This is a genomic window from Acidobacteriota bacterium (genome assembly GCA_016196035.1).
In the GTDB taxonomy this organism is placed as follows: Bacteria; Acidobacteriota; Blastocatellia; order RBC074; family RBC074; genus JACPYM01.
Genome location: JACPYM010000117.1, coordinates 142860 through 167810, shown reverse-complemented (window position 1 = coordinate 167810; position 24951 = coordinate 142860). Strand labels below are relative to the sequence as shown.

21 protein-coding genes and 1 pseudogene are annotated in these 24951 nt (G+C 57.8%); 15 read left to right on the top strand and 7 right to left on the bottom strand.

The window, feature by feature from the left end; genetic code table 11:
- Positions 1-56 precede the first annotated feature (56 nt).
- Positions 57-1961 carry a hypothetical protein gene (locus HY011_33315; protein ID MBI3427828.1) on the bottom strand — a complete coding sequence of 635 codons (1905 nt, stop codon included), beginning with the start codon at positions 1959-1961 and terminating at the stop codon, positions 57-59.
- 329 nt (positions 1962-2290) lie between these two features.
- Here HY011_33315 and ribA point away from each other — a divergent pair, with 329 nt between their 5' ends.
- A complete protein-coding gene (ribA, locus tag HY011_33310) occupies positions 2291-2926 on the top strand; it encodes a GTP cyclohydrolase II (GenBank protein ID MBI3427827.1) in 636 nt (211 codons plus the stop codon).
- A gap of 121 nt (positions 2927-3047) precedes the next feature.
- On the opposite strand, the gene maf is transcribed toward ribA, so the two are convergent.
- Positions 3048-3632, bottom strand: coding sequence for a septum formation inhibitor Maf (maf, locus tag HY011_33305; protein MBI3427826.1), 585 nt, complete (start codon positions 3630-3632; stop codon positions 3048-3050).
- Positions 3633-3708: 76 nt separating this feature from the next.
- On the opposite strand from maf, the gene HY011_33300 reads away from it, so the two are divergent.
- From HY011_33300 to HY011_33275, 6 genes are all read left to right on the top strand, one after another.
- Positions 3709-5331: a hypothetical protein gene (locus tag HY011_33300; GenBank protein ID MBI3427825.1), complete on the top strand. Its 1623-nt coding sequence runs from the start codon at positions 3709-3711 to the stop codon at positions 5329-5331.
- A 46-nt stretch (positions 5332-5377) separates the two neighbouring features.
- Positions 5378-5827, top strand: a complete 450-nt coding sequence (locus HY011_33295; protein MBI3427824.1) for a DUF721 domain-containing protein — start codon at positions 5378-5380, stop codon at positions 5825-5827.
- 74 nt (positions 5828-5901) lie between these two features.
- Positions 5902-6204: an Asp-tRNA(Asn)/Glu-tRNA(Gln) amidotransferase subunit GatC gene (gene gatC, locus HY011_33290; GenBank protein MBI3427823.1), complete on the top strand. Its 303-nt coding sequence runs from the start codon at positions 5902-5904 to the stop codon at positions 6202-6204.
- Positions 6205-6314: 110 nt separating this feature from the next.
- Positions 6315-6749 (top strand): nuclear transport factor 2 family protein, encoded by a 435-nt coding sequence (locus HY011_33285; protein ID MBI3427822.1) that lies wholly within the window; start codon positions 6315-6317, stop codon positions 6747-6749.
- 279 nt (positions 6750-7028) lie between these two features.
- Entirely contained in the window at positions 7029-8438 is a 1410-nt protein-coding gene (gene gatA / locus HY011_33280) for an Asp-tRNA(Asn)/Glu-tRNA(Gln) amidotransferase subunit GatA (GenBank protein ID MBI3427821.1), read from the top strand.
- Positions 8439-8543: 105 nt separating this feature from the next.
- On the top strand, positions 8544-9236 hold the full coding sequence (locus HY011_33275; GenBank protein ID MBI3427820.1) for a hypothetical protein: 693 nt from the start codon (positions 8544-8546) through the stop codon (positions 9234-9236).
- A 171-nt stretch (positions 9237-9407) separates the two neighbouring features.
- Here the strand turns inward: HY011_33275 and HY011_33270 are convergent, their stop codons facing one another.
- The gene (locus tag HY011_33270; GenBank protein ID MBI3427819.1) at positions 9408-9671 is read right to left on the bottom strand and encodes a hypothetical protein; all 264 of its coding nucleotides are present in this window, start codon (positions 9669-9671) and stop codon (positions 9408-9410) included.
- 306 nt (positions 9672-9977) lie between these two features.
- On the opposite strand from HY011_33270, the gene HY011_33265 reads away from it, so the two are divergent.
- Both HY011_33265 and HY011_33260 read left to right on the top strand, forming a co-directional pair.
- Entirely contained in the window at positions 9978-11348 is a 1371-nt protein-coding gene (locus HY011_33265) for an HDIG domain-containing protein (protein MBI3427818.1), read from the top strand.
- 179 nt (positions 11349-11527) lie between these two features.
- Positions 11528-13063, top strand: coding sequence for a bifunctional metallophosphatase/5'-nucleotidase (locus tag HY011_33260; GenBank protein ID MBI3427817.1), 1536 nt, complete (start codon positions 11528-11530; stop codon positions 13061-13063).
- 353 nt (positions 13064-13416) lie between these two features.
- Here the strand turns inward: HY011_33260 and HY011_33255 are convergent.
- A pseudogene (locus tag HY011_33255) lies at positions 13417-14084 on the bottom strand (IS1 family transposase).
- 154 nt (positions 14085-14238) lie between these two features.
- Here HY011_33255 and HY011_33250 point away from each other — a divergent pair.
- The 5 genes from HY011_33250 to HY011_33230 all read left to right on the top strand — a co-directional run bounded on the left by HY011_33250 (position 14239) and on the right by HY011_33230 (position 18680).
- The gene (locus HY011_33250; protein ID MBI3427816.1) at positions 14239-14520 is read left to right on the top strand and encodes an oxidative damage protection protein; all 282 of its coding nucleotides are present in this window, start codon (positions 14239-14241) and stop codon (positions 14518-14520) included.
- A gap of 150 nt (positions 14521-14670) precedes the next feature.
- On the top strand, positions 14671-15318 hold the full coding sequence (gene lepB, locus HY011_33245; protein ID MBI3427815.1) for a signal peptidase I: 648 nt from the start codon (positions 14671-14673) through the stop codon (positions 15316-15318).
- A gap of 81 nt (positions 15319-15399) precedes the next feature.
- Positions 15400-16653, top strand: coding sequence for a tetratricopeptide repeat protein (locus HY011_33240; GenBank protein ID MBI3427814.1), 1254 nt, complete (start codon positions 15400-15402; stop codon positions 16651-16653).
- A 37-nt stretch (positions 16654-16690) separates the two neighbouring features.
- The gene (gene carA, locus HY011_33235) at positions 16691-17893 is read left to right on the top strand and encodes a glutamine-hydrolyzing carbamoyl-phosphate synthase small subunit (protein MBI3427813.1); all 1203 of its coding nucleotides are present in this window, start codon (positions 16691-16693) and stop codon (positions 17891-17893) included.
- A 286-nt stretch (positions 17894-18179) separates the two neighbouring features.
- Positions 18180-18680 (top strand): GNAT family N-acetyltransferase, encoded by a 501-nt coding sequence (locus tag HY011_33230; protein MBI3427812.1) that lies wholly within the window; start codon positions 18180-18182, stop codon positions 18678-18680.
- 323 nt (positions 18681-19003) lie between these two features.
- On the opposite strand, the gene pnp is transcribed toward HY011_33230, so the two are convergent.
- Positions 19004-21274 (bottom strand): polyribonucleotide nucleotidyltransferase, encoded by a 2271-nt coding sequence (gene pnp, locus HY011_33225; GenBank protein MBI3427811.1) that lies wholly within the window; start codon positions 21272-21274, stop codon positions 19004-19006.
- A 446-nt stretch (positions 21275-21720) separates the two neighbouring features.
- A complete protein-coding gene (gene rpsO, locus HY011_33220; protein ID MBI3427810.1) occupies positions 21721-21990 on the bottom strand; it encodes a 30S ribosomal protein S15 in 270 nt (89 codons plus the stop codon).
- A 221-nt stretch (positions 21991-22211) separates the two neighbouring features.
- Between rpsO and HY011_33215 the strand changes: the two genes are divergently transcribed.
- Positions 22212-23261: a hypothetical protein gene (locus tag HY011_33215; protein ID MBI3427809.1), complete on the top strand. Its 1050-nt coding sequence runs from the start codon at positions 22212-22214 to the stop codon at positions 23259-23261.
- Between the two features lie 81 nt (positions 23262-23342).
- On the opposite strand, the gene HY011_33210 is transcribed toward HY011_33215, so the two are convergent.
- A complete protein-coding gene (locus HY011_33210; GenBank protein ID MBI3427808.1) occupies positions 23343-24857 on the bottom strand; it encodes an alpha/beta fold hydrolase in 1515 nt (504 codons plus the stop codon).
- Between the last annotated feature and the right edge of the window lie 94 nt (positions 24858-24951).

The window sequence follows — 24951 nt, the reverse complement described above, 5'->3', positions numbered from 1 at the left end:
AGGGGCGTTGCCCCCTGGCTACCTTATTCTGCCCCGTTGGGGCGGAGATGTGGAAATCACTTCCTGATTTGATAAACCCGATACTCCGGTTGATCAATAATCTTGCGGTAATTGTCGGCAAAATACTTTTCATCGGCGTTCAACTGGTTGCGTTCGACGGGGCCGATGACGACGAAATCAATGTTGTGCTTGGCCAGCAAATCCACGGCGGTGGGGCCGCCGCGATAAATCAACTGCACTTCGGTTTCGCGCGTGCCGTAATCAATGCCGTGCGTCCACAGATGGCCGGGATACCCCATCAGCGACTGGCGGCCCGTCAGCGCGACGGCGGAATTGTGAATCGGCGCGTGCAAGACGCGGGCGCGCGGCGGTGTGCTGGCGCGAATCGCTTCAGCGACTGCGAGGTCGGCTTGGCTAAAGAGCGCGGTGTTTTCCGCTGGCGACAACGCGCGCCCGACATCAAGCGCCCCGGAGAAAATCAGACAGGCCAGCATCATTGTCGCCAGCAGGCGCGCAAAAACGGCGCGTTGGCTGAAAAGATGCGAAAGCGCGTAGGCGACAAAGGGCGCTGAGGCGAGCGACCAATACACCAAGACTTTGATGTTGTCCCAGGCCCAGGGCGCCAGCAGCACGACATTGGGCAGGACGAACCAGATGACGAAAGGCAGGCTGAAACGGCGTTGGCGCACGGTCGAAAGCTTGCTGCTGAACATGGCCAGCAAAAACAGCGAGAGAAAGACGCCCGCATTGACGACCCAGAAAATAAAGGGCGAAGAGTCGCCTGCTTCCCACCAGAGATGCAGTTTGAAAAGCGAGTTTTTGACTTGGGTGCCGCTCAACCACCACGCTTGCGGCGCGGCGAGCAGGGCAACCGGCAGGAAAAAGGCGGCCCACTCCAGCGAGAAAAAGAAAACCGCCATCAAGGCACTGGCGATCATTACGGCGAAAAAACCATGCGCGTGCAACATCGGCAAGGCGCCGGCCAGCACGCCCGCGGCAAACAGGTAGCGTTTGCGCACCTGGGCTTCCAGTTCGCCCTCGCCCCAAGCCATCCACCACAGCGTGATGATGAGCGCTACAAATGGCAAACCGAAGAGCATCGAACGTTGCGGGATCAGCAAGGTTGTAAACACATTGCCCCAGCGCAACGGATATTTGCCGCCGGGCAATTCCAACTCAGCATTCATCGTGTAGGTGTGCGGCAGATGCGTCAGGAACTGCCACCACCCATCCGTCGCTCGGCCTAAATCCTGAAAGAAATTCAAAAAGCCCAGCCCGCCATTGAAAAGAAAAATCAACGGCGTCAAGCGCGCGGCCAGCCGGTTGCCCGTCAACCGGTAGGTCAGGAAATTCAGCAAGCCGACCAGCGCCAGGCTCAGCGGCAGGTTCTCGACAAAAAAGGCCACACGCCAATCCGCGCCCAGTTTGATGAAAAAGGCCGTCAGGAAATCTATCAGGAAGGGATAAGTGAAGCGCATGCCCGCAAAGATCGGGTTTTCCGGCGGCAGGTTTTCGCCATACGCAAACGAAGTGATCACGCCGAAATGAAACGGCAGGTCGCCGTAATTGTTGGCGGGCGCGGTATGCAATCCGTCGGGCTGGAACATCACGACGCGGCTGAAGAGCATGATCAGCAGCGCCGCCCAGACGCTGTAATAAAGCACCTCGCCCTGATTGCGCCCGCTCGAACGCCAGTCCGCCTGTAAATTCGCCTGGTTGACCGACAACGCCAAGGCCAGCAAGCCGCAGACGAGCACGGCAGCCGTGACCCCAATCGCCAGCGTCGTCAGCCCCAACGCCAGCGCCGAAAGAAAGCCCAGCCAAGCGAGCGCCGCCAGCCCTACCACGGAACCAATACAAACGCGGGTCGGGAGGGTGGTTTGTGGAATGACACGGTAGGTGAGCAGCGAGCCAAAGCTGATGGCGCCAATTGTGAGCAAGACAGCGAAGAGATTTCCCATGAGTTACTGGTGTAAGCCGTGTTAATGCGCGCGGGTTCAAAACAATTTCGTGGCGGGCCAAGATAGCAGGTAAAAGGCCGGGCTGTACATCAGACGAAGACATTTTTGGCGCGGCGCTTGAACCGCCGTGTCCTTGACACTGGCGGGGTGCTTTCAGCCAGAAAAGGGCGGCCTGGGCCAGCGTAAATGGCTGTCTGCGCGGGAACTGCCGCGCCCTGCATCCGGGTGGGCCAGGCCCGCGAAACAAGACCTTGACCCGCTCTGAGGCCACACTTATAGTGGCTCTCGAACCTACGCAACATCGGTACAAACCTAGAAGGAGGGTTTTAGTGAGAGAAGAGCAGAACCGAGCAACAGTTGGGTTCACAGTGACCAAGGAAGCCGAGGCAAAACTGCCCACCGAATTCGGCCCCTTCCGCATTGTGGGCTTCCGCAGTACCACCAGCGATGAAGAGTTCGTCGCGCTTGTCAAAGGCGAAATCAATCCCAAAACACCGACGCTGGTGCGCATTCATTCGCAATGCCTGACCGGCGATGTTTTTCACTCGCTCAAATGCGATTGCGGCGCGCAATTGCAATGCGCGATGGAAATGGTGCAGGCCGAAGGCGCAGGCATCATCGTGTATCAGCAGCAGGAAGGGCGCGGCATCGGCATCATCAACAAGATTCGCGCCTATGCCTTGCAGGATCAGGGCGCCGATACCATCGAAGCCAACGTGCAATTGGGGCTGGATGTGGACGCGCGCAAATACGATCAATGCGCCGAGATCATCAAATTGCTGGGCGCGGGCCAGGTGCGCGTGATGTCGAACAATCCTGAGAAGGTCAAAGCCTTGCGCGAGGCCGGGCTGGATGTGGTCGAGCGCGTGCCGGTCGAGATCAAACCGCATGCAACGTCGGTCAAATACCTGCTGACAAAAAAAGAGAAGATGGGTCACCTGCTGCAACTCAATGGCATTTTTTGATTGCAGATTGCGGATTGCGGATTGCGGATTGCGGATTGTCGCCGCTGCGTAGGAGGGCAATCTGTGATCCGCTTTTTCGTGATTATCGCCCTTGCCACTTGCCGCATCTGGTAGCTTTCCTTCAATCCGCAATCCGCAATCCGCAATCCGTCTTCAACTGGCGCAACAGGCGATAGACCGTCTGCACCGGCAGCCCGACGACGTTGGCGTAACTACCCTCAATCTGTTCGACGAAACGTGAGGCGTAGCCTTGAATGCCATACGCGCCAGCTTTGTCGAATGGTTCGTGCGTGGCGATGTACCAGTCAATTTCGGCGGCGCTTAACGGCGCGAACTTGACGCGCGTGACGGCGAGTTCAGCGCAAACTTGCGCATCTTTGACCAGCGCCACACCCGTCAGCACTTCGTGCCAGGCGCCGCTCAGCAGCCGTAACATGCGGCGAGCGTCAGCGGCATCCAGTGGCTTGCCCGCGCTTTCATTGCCGACGACCACGGTGGTGTCAGCGCCCAGCACGAGTTCACCGGGCTGCGCTACGGCCAGCGCCTTTGCGCGCGCCAGGCGCAGCACGTAAGCAGGCGGGTTTTCGCCCGGCATTTGGGTCTCGTCGAGGTCGGCGACGCGCACCGAAAATTCGATACCGGCGGCGCGCAACAATTCGGCGCGGCGCGGCGAGGCCGAAGCCAAAACTAATTGGGAAGTGCTCAACTTGTCGCTCCTATCCTTTTTGTCTACACTAGCGGCTCGTGACTGCCGGATTTATTCCAGCACAGCGCCTTACATTATGTCGAATCGTAAACGCGGAGTCTTTTTAGTCATCATCGGACTGTTCACCTTGTGGGCCTTGGCCGCCACCAGTGGACTGGGCGAATTGGCGCGTGCGGTTGCGCAAAAAAACGCGCCTGCCAAAAGCAATTTGCCCAAAGACAAACAAGCCAAAGATCGGCAGGAGCGCGAAGGGCTGGCCAAAAAGGCAGCGCCGCTGGGCACGCTGCGCCAACGGCTCGACAAAGACGATGGCTATGCAATGGTGCTGTTCTATTCGGCGGACATCCACGGCAATCTCGAAGTGTGTGGCTGCCCGATTCACCCTTTGGGCGGCGTGGCGCGGCGGATGGGTTACATCCGCGCCTTTCGCAAACGTTCGCCGGACGCTGCCATTGTGATGGCCGATGTCGGGCGGCTCTTTGCCGACGAGAAGCAGGAAGGCAGCGACGAATTGCGGCCCGATGCACGGTTGATGAACGATTGGATCGTGCGCGCCCACGATTTGATGGAGCTGGAAATCGTCAATCTTTCGTACCGCGATTTGCCTTATGCGGGCGGCCTGTTGTTGCCCGACGCCAAACTCAAACCGGAGCGTTCGGCCCTGGTTTCCGCCAACATCAAAGTGACCGACGGCACGCGCGAAAACGCTTCGCCTTATGTGATCAAAACCGTCACTGGCAAACGCCTGCCGTTGCCGTTGCGCATTGCTTTCATCGGTTTGAGCGATCTGCCGCCGGACGAGTTCAAAGGGCAGGTCGAAGCGAGCGGCTTCGTCATTCACGACCCGCTGGCGGCGGCCAAAGCGGCGCTGGCCGAGGTTTATGACAAGGCCGATGTCACCGTCATCGTGGGCTATCTGAAACGCGGCACGGCCACCAAACTGGCGCAGCAGAATCCTGACCTCGATCTCATTATCAATTCTGACGGCTCCGGCGTCACGCTCGATCCGCTGCAAATCAACAACACGTTGATCGTTTATGCGACCAAAGAGACCAAGCACTTGGGCGAATTGCGCTTTTACGCCGATCAAGAAGGCGTCATTGAGCGCTTCACCAACCGTTATGTCGCGTTGGATGAGGTGATCCCGGACGACCCGCAAATGGCCCGGATGACCAAGCAGGCCCGGCGGGAAATCGGCGACCTGCAAACCAAAATGGCCGAAGCGGAAGCCGAAAAAGTCGCCGCTCGGATTGCCAAAGACGGCGAGCCTAAGTCTCCGTATGTGACCGCCGAAACCTGCAGCCAGTGTCACATGGCCGAATACAAACAATGGCAAACCACGCGCCACGCGCAGGCCTTCGCCGGATTGGAAAAGCGCCAGCGTCCGTTCGATGCGGCCTGTATCGGCTGTCATTCGGTCGGCTATCAACAGCAGGGTTTCATCAACATCAAGGCGACGCCCAAATTCGCCAATGTGCAATGCGACTCGTGCCACGGCCCCGGCGCGGAACACGCTGCCAATCCGGTAAAAGGGAAGTATCCGACTCCAGCGGCCCCGGCCAGTTGCGTGGCTTGTCACGACCGCGACAACAGTCCCGATTTCGTCTTTGCGAAATACTGGCCTGTCGTTGGGCACGGTACTTTGAAGGTCGCTCCATTGGCGCAAGTGAGCAACAAAACACGCGCTAAGAAAAAATGATGCGGACGGATTGCCAATCCGCAATCCGCAATCCGCAATCCGCAATATGAATAGCTTGCTCAAACTGCTGCCCACGATGATCCGCCTGTCGGGCGACAACGAAGAGGTGCGCGAGCAGGCAGTGTTCACCGCGTGGCGCACGATTGCCGGAAAATCGCTGGCGCGTTCCTGTGTGCCGTTTCGGCTGTATCAAAAGCAGTTGGTCATTGCCGTGCAGGATTTGACCTGGAAAAAGCAGATGGAAGCCGTCGCGGGCGAATTCCTCTTCCGGCTCAATTCGTTGCTGGGCGCGCCGTTCGTGACGTTTATCGAGTTTCGCGTTGACCCGCATCATGTGCTCGACACACGCCAGCCCGATGAGCAGGGCTTTGAATTTCAACACACGGCGGAACTGACGGAAGAACTGCGCAGCGCCGCCGAACAGATCAAGGATGAAGCATTGCGCGCTCAGTTTTTGCGCGCCGCCGCGAAGTATTTGGAACGAACTGGAGGATAGTGGTCAGTGGTCAGTGGTCAGTGGTCAACTGTTTTGCTGACCACTGACCACTGATCACTGACCACTGCTGCTGAATGCCGATCACGAAACCCGAAGTTGAAAAGATCGCTCAATTGTCCAATTTGGAATTGACGGCGGAAGAGACTGAAACGTTTGCCACGCAGCTTTCCGCCATCGTCGAGTACATTGACCAGCTCAATGCGCTCGACACTTCAGCCGTAAAACCGTGGCAACAGCGCAGCGCGGGCGAATTACAAGCGTCATTTGCCGCACGCGCTGACCGTGTCGAGCCGAGCCTCGGCACCGCGAAGGCACTGGAACAAGCGCCGGAACACGATGAAGGGCACTTCCTCGTACCGCGCGTGATTGGCGGGTGAGTTTTCACCCCATCCGCCAAACAGCCAGCTTGATAATGACAACTCGCCGTCCAGCAATCGCTGGCAACCGCTGAAAGAGGCGGCGCGGCGTTAACCAGTAAGGATGCAACGTGAACAGATTTTCGAATATCAATACCACTCCACAAGAACTGCGCCGCCTGGAAGTCGAAATCTTCGAGGCGATCAAAAGCAAAAACATCACGGCGCTCGGCCGCTTGCTCTATGACCATTTTTCCTACCGCAGTCCTGGCGAAGACCCGGTCAACAAAGAAGATTTCCTCAAATTGATTGCCGCGATTCCGGTCAAATACGTGGCGCTCTGGGGCGAAGAGTTGCGCGTCAACGTCTTTGCCGACACCGCCATCGTGACCGGCATCCAACTCAGCAAGACGCGCGACAACGAGGGCGCCGAAGAAATCACCGCCGTCAGCTTCACCGATGTTTTCGTGTTGCGGCATGGACGCTGGATGTTGGCCCTTGCGCACACGACCGATCTGGAAGAAGTGCCGGAAAAATATCGCGTCGAGAATCGCGCCGAGGGCTAAGGCGAACTGCCTGCGGGCGAGGCGTTGTTTCTTAGACGCCTCGCTGCGATAAAAGCCAACCACGAAGAACACGAAGACCGGGCAGCAACCAACTTCGTCTTTTTCGCACGCCGTGATGCAACCGAATAACGAGAGCATGGAGTTCAAGCGTTAGCTTGTCAGTCCCGCTAGTGGCGGGGCGGCGAGCGAAAGCAGCCTAAAGGCCGAACTCCATACTTTTGTTTCCTGCTGCGCCTTTCCTTCGCAGTCGGAGTCACCAGTTTGAACGAAACCCGCACCATCGAAGCCATTCACAGGCTCTACGCCACCGGTGAGGCCAAACCGAGCGACGTTGTCAGCGCGGCGCTCGACCGCATCGAAGCGGCCAATCCGCGCCTCAACGCCTTTCTGACGATCAACCGCAAGGCCGCGCTCGAACGCGCCCACGCGCTCGACGCAGAGATTCAAACACAACTGCAAACGCAGCCGCTGGCCGGCATTCCCGTTGCCATCAAAGACAACATGTGCACGACCGGACTGCGCACGACCGCCGGTTCGCGCATCCTCGGCGATTACGCGCCGCCGTACACCGCCACCGCCGTCGCCAAACTCGAAGCCGCCGGCGCGATCATCGTCGCCAAAACCAACCTCGACGAATTTGCGATGGGCGGCTCGAATGAAAACTCCGCCTTTGGCCCCGCGCGCAACCCGCACAATCCCGACTACGTGCCCGGCGGCAGTTCCGGCGGTTCCGCCATCGCCGTCGCGGCGGATTGCGTGCCCGTTTCCCTCGGCTCCGACACGGGCGGCTCGATTCGCCAACCAGCCTCGTTCTGTGGCGTAGTCGGGTTGAAACCAACCTATGGCCGCGTGTCGCGCTACGGCCTGGTGGCCTTTGCCTCCTCGCTTGATCAAATCGGCCCCTTCGCGCACACGGTCAAAGACGCCGCGCGCGTGTTGCAAGTCATCGCCGGACGCGACCGTTACGACGCGACCTCGGCAAACGTGGACGTGCCCGATTACACAGCGCATTTGAATGCCGGTGTGCAGGGCTTGCGCATCGGCGTCCCGCCCGAATGCTTTGGCGAAGGCTTGCACCCCGAAGTCAAAGCCAGCGTCGAAGCCGCGCTCAAACAACTGGAAGCGCAAGGCGCGCAGCTTGTCGAAGTGCATTTGCCGCACACCCAGTATGCGATTGCTGCCTATTACATCATCGCTACGGCGGAGGCTTCGTCGAATCTGGCGCGTTACGATGGCGTGCGCTACGGCTTCCGCGCCGAAGAAGCGCGCACGCTGGCCGAGCTGTATCGCAAGACGCGCGACCTGGGCTTCGGCGCCGAAGTCAAACGCCGCATCATGCTCGGTACCTTCGCGTTGTCGTCAGGTTATTACGACGCCTATTACGAAAAAGCCCAGCGCGTGCGCACGATGCTGGTGCAAGATTTCGAGCGGGCTTTTGAACACTGCGACGTAATTGCCACGCCGACCGCGCCGACGCCGCCCTTTAAGATCGGCGAAAAGTCGGATGATCCGCTGGCGATGTACCTGGGCGACATTTACACGGTGACGCTCAATCTGGTGGGCCTGCCGGGTATCAGCGTGCCGTGTGGGAGTTCGAGCGAAGGTTTGCCGATTGGTTTGCAGTTGGTTGGGAAGCCGTTTGATGAGTCGAGATTGTTGCAGACGGCGCGTGTTTGCGAAGGACAATAACCTCATGTTCGGTGGCGGGTCGTTGCTCAGATGACATATACGCGAATGTCCCTCAGAACGGACATGGTGTGATCTGCGGGTCAGCCTTCTACAGAAAGGTCAATTATGATGCGATACATGCTACTGAGGCTCATTGTGCTCTCGGTCTTCGCTGGGTCGGCGATTGCACAGCAGAAAACCATCACACCTGATTTGAAGGCGCTCGCGGAAGAGAAGGCGGCGAAGGTTACGGCTGAAGTCAGCCTCAAGTGGGTAGAAAACGTCAAAGGGAAACCCGCGCTGAAAATCCAACCAACGAAAAAGGAATTTTCAGAGAAAGACGAATGGGTGGTCGCCCTGACTGGCATCAAGTTTACGGACGGAGTCATTGAGTTTGACGCTCTCGGACAAAGTAACCCGCCTCAAAGTAACTTCCTGGGTGTCGCCTTTCGTGTCGTTGATGATACGACTCACGATGCAGTTTACTTCCGTCCTTTCAACTTTCGCGCCGAAGATCCGGTGCGGAAGTCGCATGCAGTCCAGTATATCTCTCACCCGAAATACCATTGGTTTGACCTTCGCAAAGACAAACCCGATCAATACGAGAAGCCTATTGTCCCTGCTCCAGATGGTGATACTTGGTTCCACGCCAAGATTGTCATTCAAAAGTCGAAGGTGAGTGTTTACGTCAACGATGCCAAGGAGCCAAGCCTAGTGGTTGAGGAACTGAGCAATCGGAAGGGCGGAGGTGTTGGCCTATGGGTAGGGCCTGGGCAGGGAGGTTACTTGTCGAATCTGAAGGTCATTCCAGATAGGTAGGGTCAGTTTTTGCCGAACATTCATTTTAGTGCAGTGCGACCAATGAGCGTTGTAAGCTACAGCCCGTGCCTGTAGAACACGTTGTTATGTATGCTGATACTCCCTGCAATTATGTCGTTTACCTGATTGTTGCCGATTCTTGGAACGAGTTTGTCGGGCGTACCGAAGACTTCAGCCTTCCCGCTTTTCCTCCCTGACCTTATCTTTATCCGCCAGCCAATCCCCCGTGAAAAGTTCAATGACGTTCTTCGCCGTGCCAAGCACGGGCGTCGCGTCGAGCGCCGTGTTGACAACGCCTTTCACCAAGCCCTTCTTTTTGATTTCGTAGCCCATCAAGCCGATTACGACCGCCGTGCCGACCAGGGGCATGGATTTGCCGACCTTGCGGGCGACGCGCGCGCCGCCATTCACCATAATTTTTTGCCAAAGCTTCATAGGTTTCCTTCTCCTTTTTCGTGATGACGAACGATGCAGTACCGGGAGGTAGCGACCCGGTTGTTCGACAAGCTGCCAGCTTGTCGAGGCCTGGCCGTTAAACCAATTAGCTGCCAGCGGAGACTTCGACAAGCTGGCAGCTTGTCGAACATACAAGCGACCGGGTCATTCCGATAAACACACAGGCGAAATCACTCAGTCGCTACCGCTCCCGGTACTGCATCACAAGTCGAGTGAAATTCTAGCGCAAACACGCCATAATCCGCGCCGATGATTTCTCCCGCCGTTATAAAAATCTGTCAGACAGTGAACGTAGCAGGGGGGCGCGCCTTGCTCGTCGGCGGCTGGGTGCGCGAATTCGTGCGCAGCGGCGGGCAGACGACCGATGACCAGGGCACCGATTACGACATTGAGTGTTACGGGCTGGAAGCGACGCGGTTGAAAGCGCTGCTCAGGACGCTGGGCCGGGTGGATGCGGTGGGCGAGGCCTTCACGGTGTACAAACTCAAGGTGCGTGAGGCGGGGCAGAGCTTCGTGGTGGATGTCAGTCTGCCGCGCCGCGAATCGAAGGTCGGGCGCGGGCATCGCGGCTTCGAGGTGACGGGCGATCCGTTCATGACGTTTGCCGAAGCGGCGCGGCGGCGCGATTTCACGATCAATGCGCTGCTGTATGACCCGTTGACCGATGAGATCATTGACCCGCACGGGGGCCGCGCCGATTTGCAAGCGCGCCTGATTCGTGTGGTTGATCCGAGCACGTTTGTCGAAGACAGCCTGCGCGTGCTGCGTGCCATGCAATTCGCCGCGCGCTTTGAATTCACCATCGAACCTGCGACGGTCGCGCTGTGCCGTTCGATTGATCTGTCAGATTTGCCCGCCGAACGCATTTGGGCCGAAGTCGAGAAATGGTTGCTGGCGGCGCGGCGGCCTTCCGTCGGCTGGTGGGCGGCGTGCGAGTTGGCTATCACCGAAAAGCTTTGGCCCGAAGTGCACGCATTGATTGATTGTCCGCAAAACCCGCGCACGCATCCCGAAGGCGATGTGTTCACGCACAACGGCATGGTGCTCGACGAAGCGCGCAAGCTGATTGACGACCTGCCGCGCCCGAAGCAATTGGCCGTGATGCTGGGCGCGCTCTGTCACGATTTCGGCAAGCCTGTGACGACAAAAGTTGAAGGCGACACCGTCAAAGCTGCCGGCCACGAAGCGGCGGGCGCGCTGTTGGCTGAACGCTTTCTCGAACGGCTGAAAGTGTTCACCTTTGATGGTTACGACGTGCGCAAACAGGCCGTGGCGTTGGCGCGGTTGCACGACATCCCGTACCGCTGGAACAAAGTGCGCGCGACCGTCACCGACGGCATGTTTCGCCGCCTCGCGTTGCAGGTCGAACCGGAGTTGCTTTACCGCGTCGCGCGCGCCGATTGCCTGGGCCGTGAGGGCGAACCTCAACCAGTGGCCGAAGAGTGGTTTCACAATCGCGTGCTTGCGTTGGGCATTGCAGAGCGCGCGCCCGCGCCGCTCTTGCTGGGCCGCCACGTGCTTGAATTGGGTTTAGAGCCGGGCAAACGCATTGGTGAAATCACGCATACCGTTTATGAATTGCAATTGGATGGCGCGGTGCGGACGTTGGCGGAAGCGCGTGAGGCCGCGCAGAAGATGGTGGCGCAAGGTGGTTAGCTCAGCTTGAGACAGGCAAGGCTTTGTATCGTTAGCAGCAAGACAATCCGGTACGATTCGCTGGCTCCTGATTCCTCATTCCTGACGTCTGTTTTCCTTTAAGGGAGTCGGGAGTCAGGATGCTGGAATCAGGACGTACTTTTCAAAACACAATTTAACGGTTTCGGAGGTTTCCCTAAATGTTTTCCCGCACGTCTTTCTCTCGTTTGCTGTTTGGCGCTCTCTTGCTTTGCGCCTGCTTCAGCACTGCCACGTTTGCGCAAGCCAAATCGCAGTCGGTCACGCGCATTACGCTGTTGCAACTCAACGACGTTTACCAAACCGCCGCGCTGGATGGCGGCAAGAGCGCGGGGCTGGCGCGCATCGCTACCTTGCGCAAAAAGATTTTGGCCGAAGCGCCGAATACCTTGTTTTTATTGGCGGGTGACACGATTTCGCCGTCGGTCGCTTCGACGATTTTCAAAGGGCAACAGATGATCGCGGCGTGGAATGCGCTGGGCTTGGATTACGCCTGTCTTGGCAATCACGAATTCGATTTCGGCCCTGACCTCTTGAGCGCGCGGATGAAGGAATCGAAGTTCGGCTGGCTCGGCTCCAACGTGATTGACCGGCGCACCAATCAACCGTTCAACGGCATGCCGCGCTTTGTCCTTCGCAACATCGGCGGCGTTAAAGTCGGCTTGTTCGGCTTGCTGACAACCGATACGGCGACGAGTTCGAAGCCCGGCAATAGCATCCGGTTTGTTGATCCGCTGCTGACGGCGCGCGTGCTGGTCAAACGTATGCGCGCGCAAGGAGCCAAGCTCATCATCGCCGTCACGCATTTGACGATGAGCGAAGACAAGCGGCTGGCCGCCACCGGACTGGCCGACGTCATCATCGGCGGCCACGAACATGAATTGCTGCAATCACTGGCCGGACGCACGCCGATTTTCAAATGGGGGCAGGACGCGCGCTTGCTGGGCCGCATTGACCTGAACGTAGACGCGCGTTCGGGCAAGCTCCTCAGCATGGATTGGGCGGGCCTGCCTGTGACCAGCACGACGCCAGATGATCCGGCAGTGGCGGCAACCATCAAGGAATACGAAGACAAAGTTTCGGCGGAACTGGATAAGCCAGTGGGGCGCACTTCGGTCGAACTCGATGCGACGACGCTGGCCAATCGCACCAAGGAAACCAACCTCGGCAATTTCATCGCCGATGCTTTCAAACAGGCGACGGGCGCGGACGTAGGCTTGCTCAACGGCGGTTCGGTGCGCGTCAACAAAATCTTCGCGGCAGGGGCCTTGAGCAAACGCGATACACTGGCGATTCTGCCGTTTGAAAATCCGGTGGTGAAGCTGGAAGTGACCGGCGCTATCTTGCGCGCCGCACTGGAAAACGGCGTCAGCCAAGTCGTCGAAGAAAGCGAGAGCGGCCGCTTCCCGCACGTGTCCGGCGTGGAATTCGATTTCGATGGTCGTAAGCCTGCCGGTTCGCGCGTGGTCAAAGTCACGGTCAACGGCCAGCCGCTGGATGAGAAGAAAACCTACACATTAGCCTGCACTTCTTTTGTGGCGGATGGCGGCGACGGTTACGCAATGCTGAAGGGCGCGAAAACGCTGATTGATCCGCAATCGGCGCAGATTGATTCGACTGTGCTGGCCAATGCGATTGTGGCGGCAGGCGAGATTGCGCCGAAGGTGGAAGATAGAAGCAAGCGATTGGATCGGTAACTGAGCCGACTCCGCAACAGGGCCACTTTCCCATCCCTACTCATTTTTGAGTGCAGACACTGGAGATATCTTCATCGCTCGCCGTGCCGGGAAAAAACAGGCCAACAGTGCGACAGATGCGAGCCGAACTACAGACGAAATGACTGATAGGGCGTCATAGCTGGTAACTTCATAAAGTAGGCTCTCCATTAAGCGAGCCAGTATAAAAGCTAGCGTAAGACCGATTGCCAGACCAATTAAAGTTGGAGGTAGTGGGGTAATGGGGTGGGATATACAGCTTCCATTTTCCAACCATCAAGTTTGCCCACTGATAGATTGTAGTAGTGAATAAACGATCGCAGACAAATCTTGTGCATGCGATCTGACTTTGAGAACGACAACGTTTTTCTGACAAACCGAGCAAGCCGTTGGCGCAGCGTGTTGTTCCAGCGCTCGACGTGAGCAGTTAGTCCGCTCTCCTTGCCACCAGGTGTGTGTTGTGCTGTCGGGACGACTTTTTGATAAGCCTACCAGAAATCGGTGTAACAATGCGCTTGTCGGTAAACTGGCGGTATCTGCTGCCAAAGCTTTCGGCAAGTCGCTGCACTGCGATTGCCAATCGCAAAGGCGACGATTTGCCGCGTCTGACGGCACAGTGCCACCCAGACCCAGCGTTTACGGCTTTTTTTTGAGCACGAATGACCACAGTTCATCGAGTTCCAGCTCGCTGCCCAGTGTCTGATCCGGCTCAATCAGAGTTTCGCTCAAAGGTGGGAGTGCGGCCCCCTTTTTTTGAGCCAAACACTGACCGTTTTGCGTGAGACACCAAAAACTCGTTCCAAACCACGCAAAGAACTGCGTTCCTCGTAGGCTTTGAGAATTTGGTCTTGTTCAGCTTACTGTAGCCGCCAGGTCGTGGCGTATCACGACTGCTACGCTGACAAGCGCGACACCAGTAACGTTGTTTTCCATTGCGCGTGCGTCCATCACGCACAAGCTCTTCACTGCCGCAGTGATGGCATTTAAGGGTGATAGTGATCATCACATCAGATTATCCACTATCCCACCCCCTTGCCCCACTACCCGGGATTGTCAATAGGGCGCTGCGGCAGCGGCGCGGCCTGTGCTAAGATGCCCTTTCTCACGGAATGACACCAATTTTCATTATCTTCCGCAGACAAGGAGAAGGTTTTCGTATGGCAGAAATCATCACGTGCGCGCGTTGCAAACAAAAGCTGCCCGCCCTCGAAAAAGCGCCCTTTGGCAGCGCTTTGGGCAAAAAGATTCACGCTGAAATTTGCCAGGCATGCTGGAAGGCGTGGCTGGCATCGCAAAATCAACTCATCAATCATTATGGGTTGAGCACGATCAATCCTGATCACCAGACGTTCCTCTTGGATAACATGCAAGCCTTCCTATTCGGCACGGGGAAACAAGCTGAGATTGACACAACTTTGCAAGGCAAGGTTTCGTATTGAGCCGCGTGGCCCTGATGCAATCCTGTCGGCGTGAAAACACGTCAAAACGCTGCGTTGACAAGCCCAAGTGCGCATAATATCTTTTGCCGCGTTTGGACGCGCTAGCAACGCCTAGTGGTTCAGACTGAACGTTCGAGGTGATTTCCTACTATGAAGAAAGAGAAGTATCCGGGCATTGCGCCCGAGGACGATGGCGATATTCGTGTGATTGACGACCTGGGCGCGTGGCGCAATGGCGGGTATGACCAGGGCGGCTTGTGGTACGAGGCGAAGTCGCTGTTGCGCGATATTTTCTTCGCTGGTGTGATTGCAGTTTTGATCGTGGTCTTTGTGGTGCAACCGGTGCGTGTCGAGGGCCAGAGCATGATGCCGCGCTTGCACGATCAGGATCGCATCTTCGTCAACAAATTCATTTATCCGCTGCGCGAATGGCTGGGCGACCGCGAGCCGATCAAACGCGGCGACATCGTCGTGCTGCTCTATCCTGAAGACCCCTCGAAATCTTACATCAAGCGCGTGGTCGGCTTGCCCGGCGAAGAGGTCAATGTCGAGAACGGCAAGCTTTATATCAACGGCGTGCAAATGAACGAAGATTACCTCGACCCCGAATATCTGTCGCAAGACACGACCGGGCCGACGCGGGTGAAAGAGCATCATTACTTCGTGATGGGCGACAACCGGCGCAACAGCAGCGACAGCCGCTATTGGGGACTGGTGCCGGAGAAATACATTTATGGCAAAGCGATCTTCCGCTACTACCCCTTTATGCCGACAGAGCGACTCGGCAAGCTTGATTGAGTAGCCTGATGCGAATGCAATGAATGTAATTGAAGCGCGGAGGCCAGGCGGCTTTCCGCGCTTTGCTTTATCCAAAAGCCAATGCGTGATTTGAATTTGGTAACCGGCCTCTTGTGGCAACCTGTGACGGCGCTCAAAGGCTTGCGCGACCGCGCGCCCTTCGGTTTGGCAGCTTTGGGCGCGTGGCTGGCGACATTTTTCTATGCCCTGGCCGCCGCCGTGCTGGAAGGTTATGCGCAAGGTGGGCGTTTGTTTGCGGCGCCGGTGACGCGCACGCCGCAATTCTGGATTGGGAATGTACAAAGTGCGGCGTTGAATGCCGCCTTGCTCTTGCTCTTTGTCGCGGTGCTGTATGTGCCGTTCGCGATTCTGCTGGCGAATCTCTTTGAACGGCGCGCCAGCTTTGCGCTGGTTTTGCGCGAAGAGTATGCGGCCGTCGCTTCGTGCGCGTTGGCGGCGTTGGCGGCGGCCTTACTGGTAACGCTGTTGCCGGCGGCGGTCATCAGTTGGCAGAGCGCCTGGCTCAACAGCGAAGCCGTGGTGGGCTATTTCGTCTTGTTACTGGTGATCCCGCTGCCGATTTTTGCGGCGTTGATGACGTTGGCGCTGGGGGTGATCTTTCGCATCAATTGGGCCAAGTCGGCGGTCGTGACACTGCTCTCGTTTCTTTCGCTATTTGGGCTGCTCGTGTTGATGCAGGCAGTGGCTTTCCTATTCGCTTCGCCGTTCTTATTGCTATTGCTGGTCTATTTTCTGCGCGACCAAATCGGCGATTTGCTCTCGGCGCGCAATGCGCGGCGTTCCTTCCGGCAAAATCTGGAAGCGGCGACACTCAATCCGGCGGATGCGTCGGCGCATTACAATCTGGGGTTGCTTTACCAGCAACGCGGCGAATATGAACAGGCTGTGCAAGCCTTTCAGCGCGCCAGCGCGATTGACCCGCAAGAGATTGATGCGCATTATCAGCTCGGACGCATCGCGCGCGAGCAGGGTAGGTTGAACGAGGCGATTGAACATTTTGAAAAAGTCGTGCGGCAGGCGCCGAATCATAGCCAGTATGAAATCTGGCGCGAGACGGGGTTGGTCTATTACGCGGCCAAACAATATCCTGACACCTTGGCGATGCTCGACAAATTTTTGGCGCAACGGACGACCGACGCCGAGGCACATTACTGGCGCGGGCTGACGCTGGCGCAATTGGGGCGCGACGACGAGGCCGCCGCCGAAATGCAAACGTGCATCGAGACGGTGCGCACGGCGCCTGCCTATAAATACCGGACGGAACGGCGCTGGTTGCAGCAGGCGCAGGATTTTCTGCGGGAGCGGCAGCATTAAATTCAAATCTCAATTTCAGGAGAAACAACAGGCAACGATGGCGAGCGATAAATACAAAACAGCGATTCTGGCGTTGGAAGATGGCCGCGTGTTTCGGGGGCGGGCGTGGGGCGCGGCGACTGAGCGTACAGGCGAAATCGTCTTCAACACGGCGATGTCAGGCTACCAGGAAATTCTGACCGATCCATCCTATGCCGGACAGATTGTGACGATGACCTATCCGCTGATCGGCAATTACGGCGTGAACAACGAAGACGTGGAATCGCGCCGTCCCTTTGTCGAAGGCTTCGTCGTGCGCGAAGCTTCAGAGGTCACCTCCAATTGGCGCGCAACGCAATCGCTGGATGAATACCTGAAACAGCACGGCATCGTCGGCATTTCCGAAGTGGACACGCGCGCCCTGGTGCGCCACATCCGCGAAAAGGGCGCGATGCGCGCCTGCCTCTCGGCGCTCGACAACGACGAACAGAGCGTCGTCAAGAAAGCCCAAAACGCGCCCGCGATGCTGGGCCGCAACCTGGTTGACCAGGTCACCTGTGGCGACAGTTATGCATGGTCTTCGATAAAGGATGTGCAAACTTACGACGCGCTCGGCGAGTTTCGTGAGACGCTGGGTGTGGCCTTGCAGCCGGGCGAAACGCCGTTTCGTGTGGTCGCTTTTGATTTCGGCATCAAGTACTACATCCTGCGTTATCTGGCGGCGCTGGGTTGCGAGGTGACGGTGGTTCCGGCCAGCACTTCGGCGGATGATGTGCTGGCGCTCGCGCCCGATGGCATCTTTCTTTCCAACGGCCCTGGCGACCCGGCGGCGTTGCCGCACATTGTGGCGAACGTGCGCCAGTTGACGAATGCCGCGCCGGTCTTCGGCATTTGCCTGGGCCATCAGATTTTGGCGCGCGCTTTCGGCGGACAGACCTACAAACTCAAATTCGGACATCGCGGCGGCAATCAACCTGTGCGCAACGAACGCACCAAGCGCATCGAAATCACTTCGCACAACCACGGCTTTGCAGTAGACCCCGCGAGCCTCGACCAGAATGAAATCGAGTTGACGCATTTCAATCTCAACGACGGCTGTCTGGAAGGCTTGCGCCATCGCCGCTTGCCCGTCTTTTCGGTGCAATACCACCCTGAAGCAGGCCCCGGCCCGCACGATGCGGCGTATCTCTTTCACGAGTTCATCGCCAACATGCGCGCGCGCCGCGCACAGTTGCAAGAGATGGTTCAGGTTCAGGCATAGCCCAATCCACGGAACTTTGAGACAGGATGAACAGCACGATGCGGCGTATCTCTTTCACGAGTTCATCGCCAACATGCGCGCGCGCCGCGCACAGTTGCAAGAGATGGTTCAGGTTCAGGCATAGCCCAATCCACGGAACTTTGAGACAGGATGAACAGGATGTTGGCTGGATTGACAGGATAAAACAGCAATCCGGCCTGATCCTGGTCATCCAAAAAAATCCGGTCAATCCTGTCGAAAACTTTGTCGTGCAGGTGACGAGTTCGATTTCGCCCAATGTTTGCAGATGTCCGAAGAGGTACTTGTCAGAGCCGCAGTTCCTGCCGATGTCGAAGCCATCCTGGCTGTGCTGCGCGCCAATCTGGCCGATCCATCTTTGTTTCAACGCTCAGCCGCCGAGATCACCGTACAACTACCTGAGTACTTGGTTGCTGTAATGCGCTCTGCCGGTGTCGTCGGTTGCGCGGCTTTGCATTGTTATCCCGATCAATCGGCTGAACTGCATTCGGTCGCGGTCTTGCCGGAAAGACAAGGGCGGCGTATCGGTGAGCAACTGGTGCAGGCAGGTTTGCAAAAAGCAACTCAGTGCAGCATCGCCAAAGTCTGGCTCGGCACGATGAAGCCGGGCTATTTTGCGCGCTTCGGTTTTGTGCCGATGTGGCGCTGGCGCATTCCGCTCAGGGTTATGTGGCCGAAAATCAAAAGCGTATTCGCTCAACCACCGGCCCGCTGGCTGCCAGCGTTGTTGGGCCGCCACACGTTCATGGTGCGGCAGGAAAAACCGTAGGGCTGTTGAAGGTAGTGGTGCAAGCGGGAGAGAAAAGCATGGAGTTCAAGCTTTAGCTTGTCTGGCGTGCGTTGCGCGCGCAGCAGCCTGAAGGCTGAACCCCCATGCCTTTGTCGTTAGGCGCACCTTTGCTTGAACTGAATTTTTTCAGGGTCATCGGCAATTAGATCGGATGGCAGAGCGGTGTACGGGAAAAGGTGCGCACCCGGTCAGTACCGCGCCCCCGTACATTACAATTGCAAACTGATCTAGGCTTCGACAAAAAGAAAAGCGGAGCGCAATGCGATGCGCTCCGCCGAAGTTGAAAACAATGTGGGACGTGTTTACCGACGGCCACGACCACCGCCACCCGGACGACCGCCGCCACCCGGACGACCGCCGCCACCCGGACGACCACCGCCGCCACCGCGTCCGCCACGGTCGCCGCCGCGCTCCTGACGTTCGCGTTGTTGATAACCGCCGCCGTCATCCACCTCGTCTTCGCTATTGCCACCGCCTTCTTCGCCGCCTTCACCAGCGAGCAGAGCCTTGCGGCTTAGGCGAATCTTGTTGCCTTCGACGTTGAGACACTTGACCAGGATTTGCTGGCCTTCGGTCAGTTCGTCGCGCACATCGTGCACGCGGTAAGGCGCGATTTCACTGACGTGCAACAAGCCCTCGGTGCCGGGGAAGATTTCGATGAAAGCGCCAAAATCCACGATGCGCGTGACCGTGCCCAGGTACGACTGACCCGGTTCGGCTTCGGCGGTGATGTCCTTGACCATTTGCAAGGCGCGCGCGCCCGCTTCGCCGTTGGAAGTGGCGATGCTGACGCGGCCACTGTCTTCGACGTCAATCTTCGCGCCGGTCTGTTCGACGATGCCGCGAATGATCTTGCCGCCGGGGCCGATCAGGTCACGAATCTTGTCGGTCGGAATCATGATCGTGATGATGCGCGGCGCATACTTGCTGATTTCGGGCCGCGCGGCGGGCAGCACTTCATCCATCTTGTCGAGGATGTGGAAGCGGCCTTTCCTGGCCTGCTCCAGCGCTTCCGAAAGGATCGCCGGATTGAGGCCGGTGATCTTGATGTCCATCTGCAAGGCGGTGATCCCGGCGCGCGTGCCCGCGACCTTGAAATCCATGTCGCCGTAATGATCTTCGGCGCCCGCGATGTCAGAGAGCACGGCGTACTTCATGCCTTCCATCACCAGACCCATCGCCACACCCGCGACCGGCGCTTTGAGCGGGACGCCCGCATCCATCATCGCCAGCGCGCCGCCGCAGACCGTCGCCATCGAAGACGAGCCGTTCGATTCGGTAATGTCCGACACGACGCGCACGATGTACGGCCACTCGGTCTCGTCCGGCATCACGGCGCTCAGCGCGCGATGCGCCAGCGCGCCGTGGCCGATTTCGCGACGGCCGGGGCTGCCGGTGCGGCCCGTTTCGCCAACCGAGAAGGGCGGGAAGTTGTAGTTCAAAATGAAGCGGCGCTTGATCTCGCCGAACTCGATGTTGTCGAGGTACTGCACGTCCTGCGAAGTGCCGAGCGTCGTGGTGACGATGGCCTGGGTTTCGCCGCGCGTGAAGAGCGCCGAACCATGCGTGCGCGGAATCCAACCGGCCTCGATGCTGATCGGGCGAATCTCTGAAAAGCGGCGGCCATCGGGACGGCGGCGATTATTCAAAATGTCGTCGCGGAAGATGCGCTCTTTCAAACGGTCGAAGAGCTTGCCCGCCTCCTTGCGCAGCGCCGGTTGATCTTCGGGGAAGTCGGCTTCGCAGGCGGCGTGCAGTTCGTCAATCTTGGCGTAGCTTTCGATCTTGCCGTGCTTGGTCACGTCCAGCGCGTCGCGCAGCCCATCGGTGTACTTGGCGGCAATCTGGCCTAGCAACTCTTCGTTGACGGCAGGCGTGGTGTATGCGCGTTTCTTGATGCCGAGCGTCTCAAACATCGCGCGTTGCAATTGACACAGCTTCTTGATTTCGTTGTGGCCGAACATGAGGGCTTCGACCATGACTTCCTCGCTGACTTCCTTGGCGCCGGCTTCGACCATGACGATGGCCTCTTCGCTGCCCACGACGATCAGGTTGATTAACGAGCCGCGATTTTCCTCGTAGGTCGGATTGACGATGTATTTGCCTTCGACCAGCGCGACACGCACGCCCGCGACCGGCGTGTGAAACGGAATGTCCGACAGATAGAGCGCGGCGGACGCACCGGTGATCGCCAAGACATCGGGATCGTTTTGATCGTCCGCCGAGATCACCATCGAGATGATCTGGGTTTCGTTTTGGTAACCTTCTGGGAAGAGCGGGCGCACCGGGCGGTCAGTCATGCGCGAGATCAGGATTTCGCGCTCGGTCGGACGGCCTTCGCGTTTGAAATAGCCGCCCGGGATACGCCCGGCGGCGTAACCGTATTCGCGATAATCCACGGTCAGCGGGAACCAGCTTTGGCCTTCTTTGGCCTTGCGGGCCGAAACGGCGGTGACCAGCACGACGGTTTCGCCTTGGCTGATGAGCACGGCACCATCGGCCTGTTTGGCGATGCGGCCCGTCTCGATGGTGATTTCGTGACCGCCCAAATTGATCGCTTGCTTCAAAAACATTTTGTATATCTCCTCTTCAACAACAGTCAGCAGTGCGGCAGTCGGCAGTCAATGGGCCTGGCAACTGTGAACGGTGAACTGCGACTTGAAACGACAAAAGCCGTGGCGCAACCGGGCGCAAAACACGCGCCCGGCAATGCCGACGGCTATAACATTGGCTTGGTTAAGTAACTTGGTACTGGTGAAAGTTGAGTTCACGTTGGCGCTGCTCGAAAGCGGCCTGCGTGATGATGGCGCTGGGATGATCACTGGCTGCACCGGCTCAGGCTGCTCGCATGTGCGGAATAGGGCGGGCAGTTGATGTTGCTTGAGCAACTGGGCTTAAACAGCTTCGCCTGAGCTTTCTGCAAGGTGCGCAAGAGATAAGGAACGCCGTCACGTTCGGCACACAACGAAAGCGGCGTCTGGGGCCGTTCAGGCCCCAGGCACCGCAACAATTCAAAATCTTATTTGCGCAATCCAAGCCGTGTGATCAGATCGTGGTAACGCGTGATGTCGCACCGCTTCAGATAATCCAACAAGCTGCGGCGCTGTTGCACCAGCTTCAACAAGCCACGGCGTGAATGGTGGTCTTTGGCGTGGGTGCGGAAATGATCTTGCAACTCAACGATGCGCTTGGTCAGCAGCGCGACCTGCACTTCAGGCGAACCCGTGTCGCTCTCGTGGGTCTTGTATTGCGTGACGATGTCTACCTTGACTTCTTTTGCTAACGACATAGCAATTTCTATTTGCCTCCAAATCTATGTGTAACTGTCTAATTACGATTTTCCTTTGAAATTGAAGCGCGGAAAGTAGCACACGGGCTTTGTCGCTGTAAAGCCGGGATTCCAGCCGCGCAAAGCCCTCAACCAGCGCGCGGCTGGAAAAACCTGGGCGGATAACGCACAATCCTTGCGCGTTGCACGTGGCGGCGGCGTTCACTCACTGCGAGGTACTTATGAAACACCGAATCAGTTTGCTTGTCCTTTTTCTATACGTATTGGCGTTGCCCACCTGGGCACAACGGGCTTCCACCTTACCGACCGAGCCATTGACGTTGCAGATGATGAATACGCTATTACGCCAGCAGGTTGGGCGCGACCTGACCGAAGCCAATTTGGCGTTGCTGGTCGAACGCGTCGGCCTCGCCTTTGACCCCACGCCCGAAGCCGTCAGCCGCCTACGCGCCAACGGGGCGCATCAACATCTGATCAACACTATCAAACGGGTGGCTGAACGGTTGAACGCCAACGCCAACAGCAAGCTCACCATCCTGCGCGAAACGCCCGATCCGTTTTTGGAAGAGACGCGCCGCAACGTGCGCGATTATCTGGAAGACCTGCCGGATTTCATCTGCCAGCAGGATGTCGAGCGTTATTTCGATTTTGAGGCGCGCGGCGCCTGGGATCGCGCCGACAAGCTGACTTATGAATTAACCTACAGCCGCAAGAACGGTGAGAAATACAAACCCATGAATAGTATTGGCCGCCCGCCAACGAAGTCGCTCGAACAAGCAGGCGGCGCTTATTCGACCGGCGATTTCGCCTCGATGCTGGCCTCGCTGTTCGACACCGAGACCAAGGCGATGTTCAAAGCGGCAGGCAAAGAAAGGCTCGGCACGCGTCCTACCCTGCTATACGATTTCACCGTCCCACAACCGACTTCCAAGCTGACGGTCAAGGCCGAAGGCTACCCCCAAATCGTGGCGGGTTACAGCGGCACCGTTTGGATTGACGCCGAGAAAAAGCTGGTCTTGCGCTTGGACACAGCCGTGGACGCCATGCCCGCGAATTATCCGGTGACCAATTCAGAAAGCTCGGTGGATTATGACACTGTGAAGCTGCGCGGCCTGGACAGCGAATTTCTGCTGCCGATCCGCGCCGAGTTCATCATCGCCGACCGCCGCGAGCGCAAATACTTCCGCAACCTGCTCACCTTCAAGTTCTATCGCAAGTTCGAGACCGACATCAAAATTACGGATGAGCTGCCGGGGCCAATCAAACCTTAAAGAGTAGTCAGTAGTCGGTAGTCAGTAGTCAGTAGTCGGTAGTCAGTAGTCGGTTAAATCATAACCTACTGACTACTCCCCTCAGTACTGATTCCCCAGCAACAACGTCAGCAGATTGTTTTGAATAATCAGATTGAGCGGCAGGTCGCCGTGTACGTCGCAATTGAATAGCGTTTGTTGCGGCGTCGCTTTCATCGCCCGCAAGAACGGCTCACTCGCTTCCGGTTCCAGCGTCAGGCCGAGCAGGCTTTGCCGCGTGACGCGCCCATCGCCGGGCAAGAAGATGAGGTCTATGGCGCGACGGCGTTGCTGGCGATTGCCGAGCGCTTTGTTGGGCCAGAATAGCGTTATGGGCACGCCGTTTTCCTGGATCAAAAACGCTCCGGCGATGGTCGGTTCGCAATCGCCGCCGATCAGATAGAGCGGCAAATTGACGGAGTTCGTATTGTGTGCGTCCAGCGCGTGTTGAAAAGCGCGGGCCCGCGCCAGCGCGGCGGCCATAAACAGCGCGCGCCGCTCGGCCAATTCTTTCGCTGCTAACTCCCCGGCTGCCAAACCCCGCTTCTTCGCGAAGTCTTTGCGCTCGCGGGTTTGAATTACCGGGTCGAACGCCGCCGACCAGTGCTGTTGCCGCCAGATCTCGGCGTCGTAAAGATCGAGCGGCAAGCGTTCCAGCTTCTCGTTGAAAAAACGCGCGCCGGTGTTGCGCGGCAACAGTTGGTAGACTGACGGTACCGTGAAGATCATCCGCTGGTGCAAGCCGCGAAAGAGCGCCACGCGCGTGTGATTGGCTTCGGTGACGGAATAGCCTTGGAGTAACGAGCGAAAGGCGTCGAAGGAACCCGCGTTGGGCGTGCCGATCAAAATCAGCCGGTTGATGTGTTGCAGCCCGGCCCAATCGGGTTCGGACATCGGGTCGCTCAGCACATCGCGCCCGCCATACATCGCGTAATAGCGCGCGATCAACCCGCCCATCGAATGCGCAATCACATCGAAGCGCAGTTCCGGCTGATTCAGTTTGGCTTTCAGCTTGGCGAGCTTTTCGGCCAGCAATTGCGCCGCTTCGACGTTGTCGCGCCGCCAATCGTAGGCAAACAGGTAAAACGTATCGCGGCCGCCGTCGTTGGCCGGGTTATCAATGTCGCCGCGTTTGTATCCGGCGTAATTTTCCAAAGCTTGCAGCAAGCCGGCATACACGCCGATTTGCGGAACCAACTTGCCCAGGTCGGCCTGCTCGATCACGCGCGTTGCCGCAATGTCGTCACGGTTCTCGCGCAAGTTGGCCGACGCAATCGGCAGCAACAATGCGTCGCGGTCAGCCGGGAACAACTCCGGCCAGAGGCGTTGTTGCGTCTTTTGGTTGACCAGTTCGGTGCCCAGAATGCCGGGGATGATGATGAGCGGCGGTTTGTTTTTGGGCGCGAGTTGTTGCGGCGCGGGGAAGACTTTAGGCAGCGTCGGTTTGGTCGCTTTCAAGCAGGCGGACGTGGCCAGTGCGAACAGCAGCAGCAAGACCAACAATGCCTGGCCCAGCAGCGTCTGGCTGTGGCGTAATCGGCGGGTGGTAAAATTTGGACTCGACGGTTTGGCCCCCATTTACCAGCAAAGATAGCAAACTCAAGCGCCGCCTGTCAGCGCGGATTAACCGCCGCTTGCCTCGACACGCCGCACGTCCTATCCTCGCCGCTTC